The 15,806-nt window shown below is 43.6% G+C and carries 15 protein-coding genes; 10 read left to right on the top strand and 5 right to left on the bottom strand.

Features of this window, described 5'->3' with window-relative positions; all coding sequences use genetic code 11:
* Positions 1-110 precede the first annotated feature (110 nt).
* From EDD74_RS06220 to EDD74_RS06205, 4 genes are all read left to right on the top strand, one after another.
* Positions 111-1,022, top strand: coding sequence for an NAD(P)-dependent oxidoreductase (locus tag EDD74_RS06220; RefSeq protein WP_116441391.1), 912 nt, complete (start codon positions 111-113; stop codon positions 1,020-1,022).
* A gap of 48 nt (positions 1,023-1,070) precedes the next feature.
* A complete protein-coding gene (locus EDD74_RS06215) occupies positions 1,071-1,505 on the top strand; it encodes a hypothetical protein (protein WP_116441061.1) in 435 nt (144 codons plus the stop codon).
* A 143-nt stretch (positions 1,506-1,648) separates the two neighbouring features.
* Positions 1,649-3,901 carry a ribonucleoside-diphosphate reductase subunit alpha gene (locus tag EDD74_RS06210; protein WP_116441062.1) on the top strand — a complete coding sequence of 751 codons (2,253 nt, stop codon included), beginning with the start codon at positions 1,649-1,651 and terminating at the stop codon, positions 3,899-3,901.
* Positions 3,902-3,945: 44 nt separating this feature from the next.
* Positions 3,946-4,989: a ribonucleotide-diphosphate reductase subunit beta gene (locus EDD74_RS06205; protein WP_008977084.1), complete on the top strand. Its 1,044-nt coding sequence runs from the start codon at positions 3,946-3,948 to the stop codon at positions 4,987-4,989.
* A 227-nt stretch (positions 4,990-5,216) separates the two neighbouring features.
* Here the strand turns inward: EDD74_RS06205 and EDD74_RS06200 are convergent, their stop codons facing one another.
* Positions 5,217-5,945 (bottom strand): helix-turn-helix transcriptional regulator, encoded by a 729-nt coding sequence (locus EDD74_RS06200; RefSeq protein WP_008977083.1) that lies wholly within the window; start codon positions 5,943-5,945, stop codon positions 5,217-5,219.
* 163 nt (positions 5,946-6,108) lie between these two features.
* Here EDD74_RS06200 and EDD74_RS06195 point away from each other — a divergent pair, with 163 nt between their 5' ends.
* Positions 6,109-6,615, top strand: a complete 507-nt coding sequence (locus EDD74_RS06195; protein ID WP_016439525.1) for a sporulation initiation factor Spo0A C-terminal domain-containing protein — start codon at positions 6,109-6,111, stop codon at positions 6,613-6,615.
* A 90-nt stretch (positions 6,616-6,705) separates the two neighbouring features.
* On the opposite strand, the gene EDD74_RS06190 is transcribed toward EDD74_RS06195, so the two are convergent.
* The 4 genes from EDD74_RS06190 to EDD74_RS06175 are packed head-to-tail and all read right to left on the bottom strand — an operon-like array spanning position 6,706 to position 11,268.
* Positions 6,706-7,512, bottom strand: a complete 807-nt coding sequence (locus EDD74_RS06190; RefSeq protein ID WP_008977081.1) for a Cof-type HAD-IIB family hydrolase — start codon at positions 7,510-7,512, stop codon at positions 6,706-6,708.
* 21 nt (positions 7,513-7,533) lie between these two features.
* A complete protein-coding gene (locus EDD74_RS06185) occupies positions 7,534-9,012 on the bottom strand; it encodes a UDP-N-acetylmuramoyl-tripeptide--D-alanyl-D-alanine ligase (RefSeq protein WP_116441063.1) in 1,479 nt (492 codons plus the stop codon).
* Between the two features lie 12 nt (positions 9,013-9,024).
* Complete coding sequence (locus EDD74_RS06180) at positions 9,025-10,482, bottom strand: nicotinate phosphoribosyltransferase (RefSeq protein ID WP_008977079.1); 1,458 nt, start codon at positions 10,480-10,482, stop codon at positions 9,025-9,027.
* A 6-nt stretch (positions 10,483-10,488) separates the two neighbouring features.
* Entirely contained in the window at positions 10,489-11,268 is a 780-nt protein-coding gene (locus EDD74_RS06175) for a lysophospholipid acyltransferase family protein (RefSeq protein WP_008977078.1), read from the bottom strand.
* A gap of 122 nt (positions 11,269-11,390) precedes the next feature.
* On the opposite strand from EDD74_RS06175, the gene EDD74_RS06170 reads away from it, so the two are divergent.
* From EDD74_RS06170 to spoIIR, 5 genes are all read left to right on the top strand, one after another.
* Positions 11,391-11,810, top strand: coding sequence for a protease complex subunit PrcB family protein (locus tag EDD74_RS06170; RefSeq protein ID WP_008977077.1), 420 nt, complete (start codon positions 11,391-11,393; stop codon positions 11,808-11,810).
* Between the two features lie 11 nt (positions 11,811-11,821).
* A complete protein-coding gene (locus EDD74_RS06165; protein ID WP_116441064.1) occupies positions 11,822-13,384 on the top strand; it encodes a DUF3794 and LysM peptidoglycan-binding domain-containing protein in 1,563 nt (520 codons plus the stop codon).
* Between the two features lie 92 nt (positions 13,385-13,476).
* A complete protein-coding gene (ispE, locus tag EDD74_RS06160; protein ID WP_008977075.1) occupies positions 13,477-14,352 on the top strand; it encodes a 4-(cytidine 5'-diphospho)-2-C-methyl-D-erythritol kinase in 876 nt (291 codons plus the stop codon).
* Between the two features lie 4 nt (positions 14,353-14,356).
* Positions 14,357-15,034 (top strand): GntR family transcriptional regulator, encoded by a 678-nt coding sequence (locus EDD74_RS06155; protein WP_008977074.1) that lies wholly within the window; start codon positions 14,357-14,359, stop codon positions 15,032-15,034.
* Positions 15,035-15,098: 64 nt separating this feature from the next.
* The gene (gene spoIIR / locus EDD74_RS06150) at positions 15,099-15,791 is read left to right on the top strand and encodes a stage II sporulation protein R (protein WP_008977073.1); all 693 of its coding nucleotides are present in this window, start codon (positions 15,099-15,101) and stop codon (positions 15,789-15,791) included.
* Positions 15,792-15,806 lie beyond the last annotated feature (15 nt).

Genomic DNA, 15,806 nt, shown 5'->3' with positions numbered 1-15,806 from the left:
TATTTTTATGTTTTGAAAATAGATTTCTTTTTTGTTTCCAATAGGACAAAGTCACATCCGGTGCTATAATAAAATAATAGCTGAAACATATGGAAGGGAAGGAAGAACTTATGAAAAAAATAAAAAAACTTGTGGCAATCCAGCCGGTTTCTATTTTGGAAGAGAGTAAAGAAAAATTGAAGGAATTTTGCGAGGAAATCATTTTCTTTGATTCGCAGCCAGAGAGTGCAGAGGAGATTGTAGAAAGAATCGGAGATGCAGATGCGGTATTTGTCAGTTATACACATGCAATCGGGGAGGAAATCTTAGCAAAGTGCCCAAATCTTGTATACATTGGGATGTGCTGCAGTCTGTATTCAGAGGAAAGTTCTAATGTGGATATTGCTTATGCAAGAGAACATGGAATCACAGTGACAGGAATCCGGGATTACGGTGATGAAGGCGTAGCAGAGTATGTGCTGATGAACTTGATCGGACGGCTTCACGAGGCAGATGGGCATCCACCTCTTTTAGGAGAAAGTTCGGAGATTTCCGGTGCGAGGATCGGATTACTTGGGCTTGGGGCAAGCGCGCAGGCAGTCGCAAGAGCATTAGGCGCAATGGGAGCACAGATCAGTTATTACAGCCGGACGAGAAAACCGGAACTGGAAGAGCAGGAGGGGTATCGTTACTGTGAACTTTCAGAGTTATTAAAAGAAAGTGATGTCGTTTGTAGTTGTCTGAGTAAAAATGTGACGTTGTTATATGAGGAAGAGTTTGAGGCACTCGGGGAAAATACGATTTTATTTAACACAGCGCTGAGCCCTTGTTTTGAGCAGCGTGCGATTGAGAAATGGCTGGACCGGAACAATACCTGGTATTTTTGTGACACCCTGATGGGACTTGGAGAAGAATCGCTTCTTGCGCGGGAAAATGTCAGGTGTCAGAAGCGTTCATCTGGGATGACAAGGCAGGCCGTAATTCGGCTGAATAAGAAAGTACTTGAAAATCTGGAGAGATACTGTAGTGGGAATATTTTTTAGTTGATCGGGTATACTTTCACCAAAAGAAAGAGAAAGGTGGAAATAAAAATGGTAGAACCGGATACAATTAAATTATTAAGAGAATGTGATGCAGGGATTAAAATGGGAATTTCTTCGATTGAGGAAGTGTTGGAATATGTACACGAGAAGAATTTGTACCAATGCCTGTCTGACTGTATGGAAAAACATGAGAAGCTGGAAAAAGAAATCCAGGAAATATTGAAGGAATATCAGGATGAGGGAAAAGAGCCTGGAATGATGGCGAAGGGAATGTCGTGGGTGAAGACTAATGTCAGGCTTGTATGGAATGAGTCTGATGCAACAATCGCAGATCTGATCACAGATGGCTGTAATATGGGAGTGAAGTCTCTTGGGAGATATTTGAATGAGTATCCTGAAGCGGAATGGAAAGTGAAGGAGATTGCCAGAAAACTGATTCGCCTGGAGGAAAAACTTGCAGAGGATCTCCGAATTTATTTGTAATCTGAAAATTATTTTAAGCATATTCGTAAGAAGCTATCAATTATTTTTTCGCAGGACAAGCAGGAAAAAAATCTTGCGAAGCACTATATATTGTGGTAATATCAAGAAAGTGATACAATAAATAGTGTGAGGCGATATAAGAAATGAATATAAATCAAGAAGGAAAAAACTACGATTTTCCGGAAACAGAAGGACTTCAGGAAGTATTTTCAGACATCAGCAGGGAATTTCTGGATCCGGTATATAGCTTGGAAAAACTGGAAGAAAAATACCATACATTCTATAAAACAGGGTTTTCGGGAGAGGAACAAATGAAGATGCTCCTCAAAGCGGCAGTGGAATTGACGACGCAGGAGGCACCGAAATGGGAGATGATCGCAGCGCGGATTCGCCTGGTAACATTTCGAAATGAGTTGAAAGAACAGATGAAACAGCGGAACGTGAATTCTTTTTATGAGAAAATATGTTATCTGACAAAAGAGAATCTGTACGGTGCTTATATTTTAGAAAATTATACGGAGGAAGAGATCACAGCATTTGAAAAATTAATGCGGGAGGAACGGGATCATCTTTTTAATTATTCGGGGCTGGAACTGCTTCTGAATCGTTATGTGATCCGAGATCAGAAGGGCATTCTGTTAGAGAGTCCGCAGGAGATGTTTCTCGGGATTGCGATGCATCTGGCGATGAAGGAACCATGTGATCGGTCTGGATGGGTGGAGAAGTTTTATAATATGTTAAGCAAGCTGCAGGTGACGGTGGCGACACCGACACTTGCCAATGCGAGAAAGCCGCACCACCAGCTTTCTTCCTGCTTTATCGATACAGTGCCGGACAGTCTGGATGGAATTTATAAGAGTATTGATAATTTTGCGAAAGTCAGCAAACTTGGCGGCGGAATGGGAATGTATTTTGGAAAAGTGCGTGCAAGCGGAAGCCCGATCCGTGGATTTGAGGGAGCAGCAGGAGGTGTGATCCGCTGGATCCGTCTGGTCAATGACACGGCAGTTGCAGTCGATCAGCTTGGGGTTCGTCAGGGAGCAGCAGCGGTCTATCTTGATGTGTGGCATCGGGATCTTCCAGAATTTCTCAACTTGCGGACAAATAACGGAGATGACCGAATGAAGGCGCATGATATTTTCCCGGGAGTATGCTATCCGGATTATTTCTGGGAACAGGCGAGAGATAATCTTGAGGGAGAATGGTATTTGATGTGTCCGCATGAGATCTTGAAGAAAAAGGGATATGCACTGGAAGATTCTTTTGGAGAAGAATGGAAGAAAAAATATCTCGACTGTGTGGCGGATCCGGAGATCCAAAAGAGAGTCATTCCGATCAAGGATGTGATTCGGATGATCATTAAAAGCGTTGTGGAGACAGGGACGCCATTCGCATTTAACAGAGATCATGTCAACCGGGCAAATCCAAACAGCCATAAGGGAATCATTTATTGCAGCAATCTCTGTACAGAGATTGCCCAGAATATGAGTGAGATGGAAGTGACAGAGGAAAAGATTACAGAGATTGACGGCGAGCAGGTTGTTGTGACAGTCACAAAGCCGGGAGAATTTGTTGTATGTAATCTTGCAAGTCTCTCTCTTGGAAGGATCGATGTCAATAACAAGGAAGCGTTGGCAGAGATCACGAAGACGGCAGTGCGTGCGCTGGACAATGTCATTGATCTGAACTTTTTTCCGGTACCATACGCGAAGATTAACAATGAGAAATATCGCCCAATCGGGCTTGGGGTAAGTGGTTACCATCATATGCTGGCGAAAAATGAGATTCCATGGGAGAGCGAAGAACATCTGGCATTCGCAGAGCGTGTATTTGCAGAGATCCATTATGCAGCGGTGGAAGCAAGTGCAGAACTTGCAAAGGAGAAAGGGTGCTACACCTATTTTGAAGGAAGTAAATGGCAGACCGGAGAATATTTTGCAGAGAGACATCTGACCGAAGACCGATGGAAAAAGCTGGCAAAAAAGGTCATGGAAAATGGAATGCGAAATGGGTATCTGATGGCGATCGCGCCGACAGGAAGTACAAGTATGATTGCCGGAACGACAGCGGGGATTGACCCGGTCATGAGCAGGTATTTTCTTGAGGAAAAGAAAAGTGGAATTCTTCCGCGTGTGGCGCCGGAGCTTACAATGGATACGTTCTGGTATTACAAGAATGCACACCATATCGATCAGACTTGGTCTGTCCGTGCCTGCGGAGTAAGGCAACGCTACATTGATCAGGCGCAGAGTATGAATCTTTATATTACAAATGAGTATACGTTCCGAAAAGTATTGCATCTATATTTGCTTGCGTGGGAAGAGGGAGTCAAAACGATCTACTATATCCGTTCTAAGAGTCTGGAAGTGGAAGAGTGTGAAGTGTGTTCTGCGTAGGAGAGAGTGCCTGGGAGAAAAGAGAAAAGGAGAGAACGAATCAAATGGCAGAGTTAAAGAAAAAACCGCTGTTTAATCCGGCAGGGGATACGGAAGTACGCCTGCGCCGGATTGTCGGGGGAAATACGACAAACTTAAATGATTTCAACAATATGAAATATAGCTGGGTGAGTGACTGGTACCGGCAGGCAATGAATAATTTCTGGATTCCGGAGGAGATTAATCTTGGTGCGGATGTCAGGGATTATCGCACGCTTCCGGCACCGGAACGGCGAGCATACGATAAGATTTTATCATTTCTTGTATTTCTGGACAGTATTCAGACTGCGAATCTGCCGAACATCAGCGAATATATTACAGCAAATGAAGTAAATCTGTGCCTGTCGATCCAGGCATTTCAGGAGGCAGTGCACAGTCAGAGTTATAGTTATATGCTGGATACGATCTGTGAGCCGCAGGAGAGAAATGAAGTGCTGTATCAGTGGAAAGACGATCCGCATCTGCTGAGTCGAAATGAATTTATCGGAAATCTGTACAATGAATTTCAGAGAGAGAAAAGTCTGGAAGCATTTGTGCGGACGATGATCGCAAACTATATTTTGGAGGGGATTTATTTTTACAGTGGGTTCATGTTTTTCTATAATCTTGGGCGAAATCAGAAGATGACAGGTTCCGTGCAGGAAATTCGTTACATCAATCGAGATGAGAACACACATTTATGGCTATTTACCAATATTCTAAGAGAACTCAGAAAAGAACTTCCAGAATTATTCAGCGAGGAGAAGGAAAAAGAATATCGTCAGATGATCCGAGAAGGCTGTGAGCAGGAGATTGCATGGGGGCATTATGTGATCGGCGATGCAGTGAGTGGACTGAGCTGTGACATGATCACAGATTATGTGAAATATCTGGGCAATCTGCGCTGCAAAAATCTTGGGCTTGCGCCAATTTATGAAGGGCATGAAAAAGAGCCGGAGAGTATGGGATGGGTCAGTCAGTTTTCCAATGCAAATATGATCAAAACAGATTTCTTTGAGGCAAAAAGCACCGCTTATGCAAAGAGCAGTGCGCTGGTCGATGACTTGTAAAATAGTGTAGAGAAAAAAATAAGAACTGCGTTGGGGACGCAGTTCTTGGAGAAAAGTTATGAAAAAGATGTTATTAGTAATAGTATTATGAATGTTGCTTCAGTAATATTTATTACAATAATAACTATACTGGAAAAATGTGTTGATTGTGTGTGCAAAAAATAAAAGGATTGTGAATAAAATAAGAAGAAAAAATGAAGGACTGTTCACAAAGAGAACTATTCGACCTATTCAGACACAACACCGAGAACTTTCCCCAGACATTTGAAATCACTCATCGTGTGAATATGGATTGGCGTTGCATTGACATGGAATGGAATCAGTTTAATCGTATTTCCCATATGATATAATTTCAGAATGCACATCTTATGCTGAAGGGAGAATACTCCGATTTCATTGTGATGAACCGGACAGTTTTTCACGGCAAGGATATCGTTGGAGTGAAAAATAGGCTCTAGAATATCCGTATCCGGAATTCTGATGCAGTAATCAGTCTCGCTTGTGATATGGTTAGGCAGGATACTGACTTCCTTTGAGAAACAGTCATCAAGATGGAATGTCCAGGCATTGTGAAGGGTTGGAAACAGGCATGGGAAGGAGACACGTTTTTTCCGGAGAAGACCTTCCAGCATACGGGCATATTCCTCGTCAATGATCAGTTTGGCTACATGTTTTCCATGGTCATTGAGCTGACGGTATTTTTCGATGAGATCTTGTTCGTTTTTTGTAATATTAAAGTCTGTCTGGAGATTGGCAGGCAGATAATCCTGGTATAGATAATTGGCGTCACATTCTAATGATTGAAAAAGGCTGACTAATATTTCAAATTTCGGAGTGCTGATTCCATTTTCGTAGTTGGCCAGGGCTTGTGGAGTAATGTATGTAATCTCGCTTAATTTTTTTCGACTTAAATTCAGCATAACGCGTCGTTCTTTCAGTCTATCTCCTAAACTCATTGTAAAATCTCCCTAAAATGATATAATATTTTGTTAAACAAACCCATAATATTACAAGATTCTTTTAAAGTCAACAAAAAGATTGACTATTTTAGACAAATACGATAGGGTAAAGGGCAGGTGCTTTCTAAGGATTTACCAGTTTGTCGAAAGGAGTAGAGTGATGAGAGAACGGGTACAGGAAATTTTAATGGAGATTGGGATACCAGCGAATTTGAAAGGATTCAAGTATATTCTGGACATCATGGAACTATTTGAAGAAGACGAGGCATGGAGAAATGCGAAGATGATGATTGTATACGAAAAGGTAGCGCGTATGAATAAGACAAATTATTGCAGGGTAGAAAAGTCTATTCGTTATGCTTTTTCCAACGCGGTTACTTATGGAGACTTGGCGCTGGTAGAGAAATATCTGTCAGTAGTCAATGTGACAAATGGAAATTTACTTCACACACTTTATGCTAGGGTATCAGAAGAACAAAGAGAAGAAAAGAAAGCAAATCTGCCGGAAAGAGACCGGGTAAAACAAAATACATATGAGAAAGAAGTCAATACATTTTTTATCAAGATTATGTGCGAACTGATGGATTTTCGGAATAAATGTATTGGAGAAGAAGATCATTTGTATGAGTCGATGAAAGAGACGTTTGGAAAAGTTGCCGGCTTCTAAAAAATACGAGGAGAAAATTTGTTTGAAAGAAGGACAAATGAAAAAGCTGCTCCCGAAAGGGAACAGCCGGCAAAATGAAGTGGAAAGCTTCTATCTGAGGAATTGATCAATGACGAACAGAACCCCGTCTTCGTCATTGGACTTTGTAATATAATCTGCTTTTTCACGGACGAGCGGCTGGGCATTTGCCATGGCAACACCAAGTCCGGCGCTTTCCAGCATGGTAATATCATTATAACCATCGCCGCAGCAGATCATTTGGTCTGCGGTCAGGCCGATTGCAGATAATAACTTCTGGAGGGTATATGCTTTATCAATATTTTGTGGCATGATTTCCAGAAAGAAAGGCTCTGAGCGGTAAATATTGAGAAGCTTGCGGAAATGGGATTTCAATTTGATTTCCAGTTCGGCAGTGAGCGACTCTTCACCTGAGATCAACAGTTTATTTGTGGGAAAATTTATATATGCAGGGAAATTTTCTACACGGCGGATCGGAAGACTGTTGATTCGGGCTTCCAATTTTGTATAGGAATTCGGGCAGATTCCGGAGATGATCGCATCATCGGAATATGCAAGAATATCCACATCATAATCTTTTGCCAGTTCATAGGCAGGGCGTATCACTTCAGAAGGAATCGTCTTATTGTATAAGACTTCTCCGGTACTGCAGTTGATGATCTTTGCGCCATTAAAAGAAAGAACATATCCCCCATATTTTTCTAATTCCAATTCGTGGGCAAGCGGCAAGATGCCGGGGGTCGGTCGGCCGGATGCAAGCACGACGATCTTTCCTTTTTGCTGAATGTCAAGCAGCGCTTCTTTTGTTGGTTCTGTAATCTTTTTTTCAGAGTTGGTGAGTGTACCGTCAAGATCAAGAACTAATACTTCATAATTCATGTCAATTCTCCTGAGTGTTTTTTAAAATGTTAAGTGACAGAGGGCGTGGACGATCTCTTCAAAAGCCATTCCATGGGAAGCTTTTACAAGAATTGTATCGTGCTCCTTTATAATAGAAGAAACAGCATTTAAAAAGTCGTTTTTTGTCTCAAAATAGCAAATTTTTGTATCGTTTTGTGCAGAAAATTCGGATGCACCATCTGCCATTGCTTTGGATAATGTCCCAATGCAGCAGAGGAGATCCAGTTTCTTTTCGGCTGCATAGGTACCGACTTCTCTGTGAAGGAGAAGTTCCTTCGTTCCAAGTTCAAACATATCTCCGAGAATTGCAACCTTTCTTGTAAGTGCGGTGGAGAGGACATCCAGAGAGGCCTTCATGGAAACTGGATTTGCGTTGTAGCAGTCATCAAGGATTGTCAGATGTTCTGTCTCAATCATGTGGTTTCTTCCGGCAACTGGCTGTAATGCTTCGATTCCGGTCTTGATCTCATCGAGTGTCAGTCCAAGTTCAATGCCGACTGCGGTTCCGGCAAGGGCATTGTATACCATGTGTGCACCTGGGATGGAAATGATCACTGTAAAATCACCTGCTGGAGTGTGAATCTTGCAGGAAGTTCCTTTGAGTCCGAGACTTTGAATTTCATCGGCATAGAAAGCATTGTGCGGATCTTTTCCAAAGAAGATAGGAGTCGTATCCCCGGATTTGCCGACAGCGGATGCGGCAGAAGTCTCATCGTGAGTCGAATCAGAATAAGGAACGACAGTTGTACCGTCTTGTTTGGAGAAAGAAGCGGCATGCACGGTTGCAATTTCAGACAGTTTGTCATCATCTCCGTTTAGGATGATCGAAGCGCCCGGACGTCTGTGGGCGAACATCTCTGTCTTCGCTTTCCGCACACCGTCGCGGTCTCCTAAATTTTCCAGATGACATTGTCCGATATTGGTCAACACACAGATGTCTGGCTGTGCAACTTTGGCTAGGCGGTTCATTTCCTGAAAGTCGCTGATGCCCATCTCAAGAACAGCAACTTCATGTTCTTTTTGAATCTGGAAAACGGTCAGTGGGAGACCGATTTCATTGTTGAAGTTGCCGGCAGTTTTCAAGACAGAATATTTCTGTTCCAAAATGGAAGCGATCATTTCTTTTGTACTTGTCTTTCCGACACTTCCACTGATCCCGACTACTTTAATTCCGAGTGCCCTGCGATAATGTTCGGCAATATCTTTGAGCGCCTGGGCGCAGGAACTCACAAGGATATATGGGGAACTGTCAGAAAGCGGGTGCTCGGAGAGGGTGCAGAGTGCCCCTTGTTCCATCACCTGCGGAATGAAAGAATGTCCATCTACTCTGGTTCCTTTGATCGGGACAAATAAAAAATCCTTTCCGGCTTTCCGGCTGTCGATGGTGACACCGGATACTTCTCTTGTAAGCAGTGACGGTTCCCCGTAATAGGTTCCGCCACAGGCTGTTGTAATTTCCTGTAATGACATATGTTCCATAATCAGTTTCTCCTATTCTTGAATACTCATCTGATCTAACAGTTCTTTTTTGACATCATACAATTTCTTTGAGAGGTCAATATACACTTTATGCGGATTGAACAGACGTGTCACTTCATCCCAGAGTGTTTCTTTCTCTTTGCGGCAGTAAGCAGCGATTTCCATGACGGTCGGTGACTGGTAGACACAGTTCCCGTTTAAGAAGACTGGTTTTAACAGTTCGCGCATTGTGTAAGTGCCGCCTTTTAGTTTTGTCTTCTTCCAGGTTTCTACTGGATCAAAGAGTAGAAGATCCTTACTTTCGTCAAAGACTTCATCGACAAAACAGATCAGGTCAGCAAGAAGTTTTCCGGTTTCTTTGTCGTAGATTCTGTGAACAGTTTTATTTCCCGGGTTCGTAATCTTTTCCGTGTTTTCTGAGAGTTTGATCTTCGGAACAAATTCACCGTCGGCATTCTGAATGGCAGCGAGTTTGTAGACACCGCCGAATGCCGGGCAGTCTTTGGAGGTGATCATGCTCGTGCCGACCCCCCAGGAAGTGATTGCGGCACCTTGATTCTTCAAGTCGAGAATGAGATATTCATCAAGGTCATTGGAGGCTGAGATAAATGCATCCGAGAAGCCAGCGGCATCTAACATTTTCCTTGCCTTTTTTGATAAATAAGCAAGGTCACCGCTGTCCAGACGAATCCCATAATTTTTCAGTTCGATTCCTTCTTCGCGCATTTCCCGGAAGACACGGATCGCATTTGGAACACCGGATTTTAAGGTGTCGTAAGTATCTACAAGCAGGCAGCATGCGGAAGGGTATAGCTTGGCATAAGTTTTAAAAGCAGTGTATTCATCCGGGAAACTCATGATCCAGCTGTGTGCATGGGTTCCTTTTACCGGTACATCAAACATTCGTCCGGCAAGCACGTTGGAAGTACCGATACATCCGCCGATCATGGCGGCTCTTGCGCCGTAGAGTCCGGCATCCGGTCCTTGTGCCCGGCGAAGTCCAAATTCCATCACACCGTCTCCGTCAGCGGCATAGACGACGCGGGAAGCTTTTGTGGCGATCAGTGACTGGTGATTGATAATGTTTAACAGTGCAGTCTCCACAAGCTGCGCTTCCATCACCGGAGCAATCACCTTCAGGAGTGGTTCTCTAGGGAAGATCACAGTTCCTTCCGGGATCGCATAGATACTTCCGCTGAAATGAAATCCGCTTAAATACTGAAGAAAAGTTTCATCAAATAGATTCAGGCTGCGAAGATAGTCGACATCTTCGTAAGAAAAATTCAAATTTTTGATATATTCAATTACCTGTTCCAGTCCTGCTGCGATGGAATACCCGCCGCCGGATGGATTACTGCGGAAAAAGATGTCAAAGACGACAGGAGTATTTTCCTCTTTGCTGTGAAAATATCCCTGCATCATCGTCAGTTCATAAAAATCGGTCAATAATGTTAAATTTTGTGTTGTCATGGTTTGTTAGCCCCTTTCGTGCACGCTTTCGAGCAGTACAGCGTTTTTATTGATAGTTTCCTGAATGATATTCTGGCAGTAGGCACCAAGGTGCTTGCGCTCTTCCCGATCAAGTGTGTGTGGATAGATTGGCTTGCCATACTCAATAATCACATGCGTCTTCCGGATTTTCGGAAATCCCTTTGTACCTTTCTTTGGCAGATGGTTTTCGAAAATTTCGGCAGTATTGTTCATCGAGATCGGAACGATTGCACATCCGGTCTTGTCGGCGATCTTGAGTGCGCCGTCTTTAAACGGGAGCATACTTAATTCCTCGCCGGTATTTCTTGTCCCTTCCGGGAAAATACAGATGGAAATTCCCTGCTTGATATAATCGATCCCGGTCAGAATTGTCTTGAGTCCTTCTTTTAAATTATCTCGGTCGAGGAACAGGCAGTAGAGATTACGCATCCAGTTGTTCAAAAGCGGGAAGCGTTCCATCTCCTTTTTAGCCACATAGCCTGTCAGACGCTTGCAGCGGGAGTAAGTGAGCAGAATGTCAAAATAACTTCTGTGGTTCCCGACAAATAAGACCGGTTCATCTGGTACTTGTTCCTCGCCGATCACGGTCGTTTCTACTCCGGTGATCCATAAAATACAACGAAATCCCCACTGGACAATGCGAAGACAGCTGTAATCTTTTGCCTTCCGGTTGAACTTCCCGATGATGGCTTCTACAAGCAATACCGGGATGGAAAGAATTAAAAAGGATATTAAAAATATCACTAAAAATGTAAAACGCAGCATAGTTAAAGTCTCCTTCATTATTTTGATTTATTGAAAATATTATACTAGAGAGGGAATGAAAAGACAAGAAAGATAATAAGATGTAGAGAGAATCATGCAGGAGCGGAAGTGATTGTTTCCAGGTGAAAAAGTATATTGGCAGGAAAATAGTTCTTCTTCTTGTTGCCTGTCTGATGTTGACGGTGGGCGGCTGTGTGGAGAAGACAGAGCGGACCGGGAAACTTCGGGACATAGAATTTACGGTGACAGAGAAGCAGGACATTCCGGAAGAATTAGAGGAAATGATTGCAGAGCGAAAGGAAGAAGGATTTCAACTTTCTTATGCAGATCAGGGGGAACTGTACCTTGCAGTGGGGTATGGAACAAGACCGACAAGCGGTTACAGTATAAAAGTGAAAGCATTGTACGAGACAGAAAATGCAGTCTATATACAGACGGAGCTTTTAGGGCCGTCCAAGGAAGAGAAAATCACGGAAAAACAGACATATCCGTATGTTGTTGTGAAAATGGAATGGATTGATAAAAATATTGTATTTGAGTAGGAGGATGTTTTATGGAGTTAAGAAAGAAAAATGTACATTGCAGTCAGATTGGAAAGCGGATGATCCATCAGTTTTTTGTAGATGACGATTACAATGTACCCGATGCAAAAAATGATGTACTCCGTGTTGTACAGGGGGAGGGGCATGTCAAGGTCGAAGGGATAGAACGGATGGAAAATTATCTCAGAGTATCCGGAAAACTATATTTTCAGGTGTTGTATGTGACTGATGAGGTGGAACCAAAACTGTCGGCAGTGGAAGGAAGACTTCCGTTTGAAGAGATGGTCTACATCGAAGACGGGGAAGCACAGGTTACATACAGTGTAGGAGATTATCGGGTAGAGTTTGTGCCGACGCTGATCCATTCCCGGAAAATGAATTTGAAGGCGATGGTAGAGCTGCAGATTTGCCGGGAAGTGCTCCGGGAAGAGGAGACAACAACCGGAATTGAAGAGGAGGAGGAAATTTTCCAGAAAAAGCGGACTGCGAAAGTGCTGGAACTGCACACCGGGAAGAAAGATACTTACCGGATCAAGGAAGAGATTACATTGCCGGGCACAAAGGAAAATATTGGGACGATTCTTTGGACAGATATTGTAAACCGGAAGTTGGATTCGAAGCTGATTGACGATCAGCTTGTCGTCAAAGGAGAACTGCTTGTTTTTTGCCTGTATCTGTCGGAGGAGCAGAAGGAAGACTGGATAGAACAGACTGTTCCCTACGAGGGAACGGTGGAATGTTCCGGGGCAGAGGCACAGATGTATCATCATATCTATGCAAATCTGGAGGATACTCTTGTGGACATCCGCATGGATGAAGATGGAGAAATGAGGGTACTGGGTGTTGAGGCGACACTGGATCTGAAGATCACGATCTATCAGGAAGAAGAATTGGAGATTCTTGAGGATGCATATTCGCTGAAAGAAAAATGTAATCTGGAAAAGAAGGAAGCAGCTTATGAGACATTGTTGCTTCAGAATCATTCAAAATGCAAAGTGACAGAGCAACTCGCGCTTCCGGAGTTAAAAGAAGAAATCCTTCAAATCTGTCATAGTAATGGAGACATTCAGGTAGAGCACACAGAGGTGACGGAAAACGGAATTCAAATGGAAGGAATCCTCCATGTCTCCTTTTTATATGTGAAAGCAAATGATGAAGTGCCATTTGCAACGTGGCAGGGCATGGTCCCGTTTTCCTATCTGTTAGAGGCAGAAGGAATGAATGAGAAGACACAGTATGATATTTCAAATAATATTGAACAGCTTTCTATTTCCATGGCGGGAAGTGGAGAGATTGAGGTGAAGGCAGTTCTGGCATTTTGCAGTTTTATCAGACAGCCGGTGCAGACAAAGGTCATTGACAACATTACGATGGAGCCATATCAGACAGAGGAGCTGGAGCGCCGTCCGGGAATCGTCGGTTATATCGTAAAAGAAGGAGAGGAACTGTGGACGCTGGCAAAGAGGTACTGCACTACAATTGACGGGATCTGTGCAGTCAATGGGCTGACGGAAGATCAGGTGAAACCGGGGGATAAGATATTGATTTTTAAAGAAAACATGAGTATACTATAAGAATAATGTATACAAGATACACGATTTCTTCTATCGGATGTAGAGGTTCCGATAGAAGAAATCCGTGTGTTGTGGTCGAAAGGGGTAGGAAGATGAGATACTTAAAGTTAAAATCTCTGGCGAAAATTAACCTGGGACTAGATGTACTCGGAAGAAGAGAGAATGGTTATCACGATGTCAGGATGGTTATGCAGACCATCTATCTGTATGATGATGTGACACTGAGACGAACGGAGGAACCGGGCATACGGATTCAGACGAATTTGTTCTATCTTCCGGTCAATGAAAATAATATTGCGTACAAGGCGGCAAAGCTTCTGATCGATGAATTTGATATTCAGGACGGAGTGTCGATCACACTTGATAAGCATATACCGGTAGCGGCAGGTCTGGCAGGTGGAAGTTCCAATGCGGCGGCAGTTCTGTTTGGAATGAACAAGATGTTTGCCTTAGGACTCTCTGAGCAGGAATTGATGGACAGAGGGGTCAAGCTTGGAGCAGATGTACCGTACTGTCTGATGAGAGGGACAGTGCTGGCAGAGGGAATCGGGGAAGAATTGACAAGACTGCCGCAGATGCCGAACTGTTATGTGTTGATTGCGAAACCGCCGATCAGTGTATCCACGAAGATGGTGTATGAAAAATTAGATTCGGGGGAGATTACAGATCATCCGGATATTGATGGGATCCTGCAGGGACTTTCGGAGCAGAGCCTGGAAAAAGTGGCAGCTTCGATGGGCAATGTGCTGGAGAGAGTGACGATCGGGGAATATCCGGTGATCGAAGAGATTAAAAATGTGATGAAAGCGCACGGGGCTTTGAACGCGATGATGAGCGGAAGTGGGCCGACGGTATTTGGTCTGTTCCGAGACCGCAGAATGGCGCGCGAGGCACAGAAAGCAATCAGAGACAGAGAACTGGCAAAGCAGGTGTATATTACGAATATACACAATGCAAGGAGGAAATAAGAGCATGGAACCAAAATTTCAAGTAAGCATGGACGAGTATTTACCATTGAGAGATGTTGTATTTAATACACTGCGGCAGGCAATTCTGCGCGGAGAATTAAAGCCGGGAGAGCGCCTGATGGAGATACAGCTTGCCAATAAGCTGGGAGTCAGCCGCACTCCGATTCGGGAGGCGATCCGCAAGCTGGAGCTGGAGGGACTTGTGCTCATGATCCCAAGAAAAGGGGCGGAAGTGGCCGAGATCACAGAGAAAAGCTTAAAAGATGTGCTGGAAGTCAGACGTGCGTTAGAAGAGCTTGCCGTAGAGATTGCCTGTGAGAAGATGACTGCACAGCAGATTGAGGAGTTGAAAGCAGCCGCGAAGGAATTTGAAGTGACATTAAAGAGCAAAGACGTGACAAAATATGCGGAAGCCGATGTGAAGTTTCATGATGTGATCTATATGGCGACCGACAACCAGCGTCTGATCCAACTGTTGAATAATCTCCGGGAGCAGATGTACCGTTTCCGCGTGGAATATTTGAAAAAGGACGAATCCCATGTGAAATTGTTAGAAGAGCATGATCAGATTATAGAAAATATTGAAAAGCGCAACAAAGAAGAAGCTGCAAAGATTGTATGTCGCCATATTGAGAATCAGGTAGAATCTGTGCTGCATACGATCCGCTCGAAAAAAGAATAGGAAGAATGAATAAAAACTGCTCATCGGTACATACTCCTTATATCAAAAAGGGAGGTACATAGTGATGAGTGGGAGAGAACAAGCAGCAGAAACAGAAAAGACAGTTGTGCCGGGGATTACAAAGAAAGCGAAGTACAGGATTTTCATACTTGCAGTATTGATCGCAGGAGTATTGACCGGGGTGGTGACAACCAGGATGCATGCGGCAGCAAAGGAGAAGTTGTCCAATCTTCAGGAGCATATGGCGGGAGAGGTTTTGCGGTTCCATGTGCTGGCAAATAGTGACAGCGAAAAAGATCAGGCATTGAAGATGAAGGTCAAGGAAGCAGTTCTTGCCTATATGGAATATAAAATGCCGCAGCATACCGATCTTGCACAGACAAGAGAGTGGGTTGGGGAGCATCTCGGAGAGCTGGGGGATATTGCTCAGGCAGTAATCTGTGGAGAGTCCTATGACTATCCGGTTCATCTGGAATTGACTACAAGTTATTTTCCGGAGAAAACTTATGGGGACGTCACATTTCCGGCAGGGGAATATGAAGCGCTTCGCATTGAGATTGGAGAGGCGAAAGGGCATAACTGGTGGTGTGTCCTATATCCAAATCTCTGTTTTATTGATGCAGTTCATGCAGTCGTCCCGGAAGATGGAAAGAAAGAGCTTCAGGAAGTGTTGACAGAGGAAGAATATGATCTGGTAACTTCTGATGCAAAAGTAAAAGTGAGATGGTTCTTTTTCCCGGAGAAAGATGACAAATAGAAAACAGCAAAAGAA

This window comes from Faecalimonas umbilicata (assembly GCF_004346095.1).
Lineage (GTDB): Bacteria > Bacillota > Clostridia > Lachnospirales > Lachnospiraceae > Faecalimonas > Faecalimonas umbilicata.
Note: the sequence above shows the minus strand (reverse complement) of the source record. Positions and strands in the feature narration are given on the sequence as shown.

Coding starts and splice junctions, on each gene's coding strand:
- EDD74_RS06210 (WP_116441062.1), top strand. CDS start 1,649: ATGAATATAAATCAAGAAGGAAAAAACTACGATTTTCCGGAAACAGAA.
- spoIIR (WP_008977073.1), top strand. CDS start 15,099: ATGAGTGGGAGAGAACAAGCAGCAGAAACAGAAAAGACAGTTGTGCCG.
- EDD74_RS06220 (WP_116441391.1), top strand. CDS start 111: ATGAAAAAAATAAAAAAACTTGTGGCAATCCAGCCGGTTTCTATTTTG.
- EDD74_RS06200 (WP_008977083.1), bottom strand. CDS start 5,945: ATGAGTTTAGGAGATAGACTGAAAGAACGACGCGTTATGCTGAATTTA.
- EDD74_RS06190 (WP_008977081.1), bottom strand. CDS start 7,512: ATGAATTATGAAGTATTAGTTCTTGATCTTGACGGTACACTCACCAAC.
- EDD74_RS06195 (WP_016439525.1), top strand. CDS start 6,109: ATGAGAGAACGGGTACAGGAAATTTTAATGGAGATTGGGATACCAGCG.
- EDD74_RS06205 (WP_008977084.1), top strand. CDS start 3,946: ATGGCAGAGTTAAAGAAAAAACCGCTGTTTAATCCGGCAGGGGATACG.
- EDD74_RS06165 (WP_116441064.1), top strand. CDS start 11,822: ATGGAGTTAAGAAAGAAAAATGTACATTGCAGTCAGATTGGAAAGCGG.
- EDD74_RS06215 (WP_116441061.1), top strand. CDS start 1,071: ATGGTAGAACCGGATACAATTAAATTATTAAGAGAATGTGATGCAGGG.
- EDD74_RS06155 (WP_008977074.1), top strand. CDS start 14,357: ATGGAACCAAAATTTCAAGTAAGCATGGACGAGTATTTACCATTGAGA.
- EDD74_RS06185 (WP_116441063.1), bottom strand. CDS start 9,012: ATGGAACATATGTCATTACAGGAAATTACAACAGCCTGTGGCGGAACC.
- ispE (WP_008977075.1), top strand. CDS start 13,477: ATGAGATACTTAAAGTTAAAATCTCTGGCGAAAATTAACCTGGGACTA.
- EDD74_RS06180 (WP_008977079.1), bottom strand. CDS start 10,482: ATGACAACACAAAATTTAACATTATTGACCGATTTTTATGAACTGACG.
- EDD74_RS06175 (WP_008977078.1), bottom strand. CDS start 11,268: ATGCTGCGTTTTACATTTTTAGTGATATTTTTAATATCCTTTTTAATT.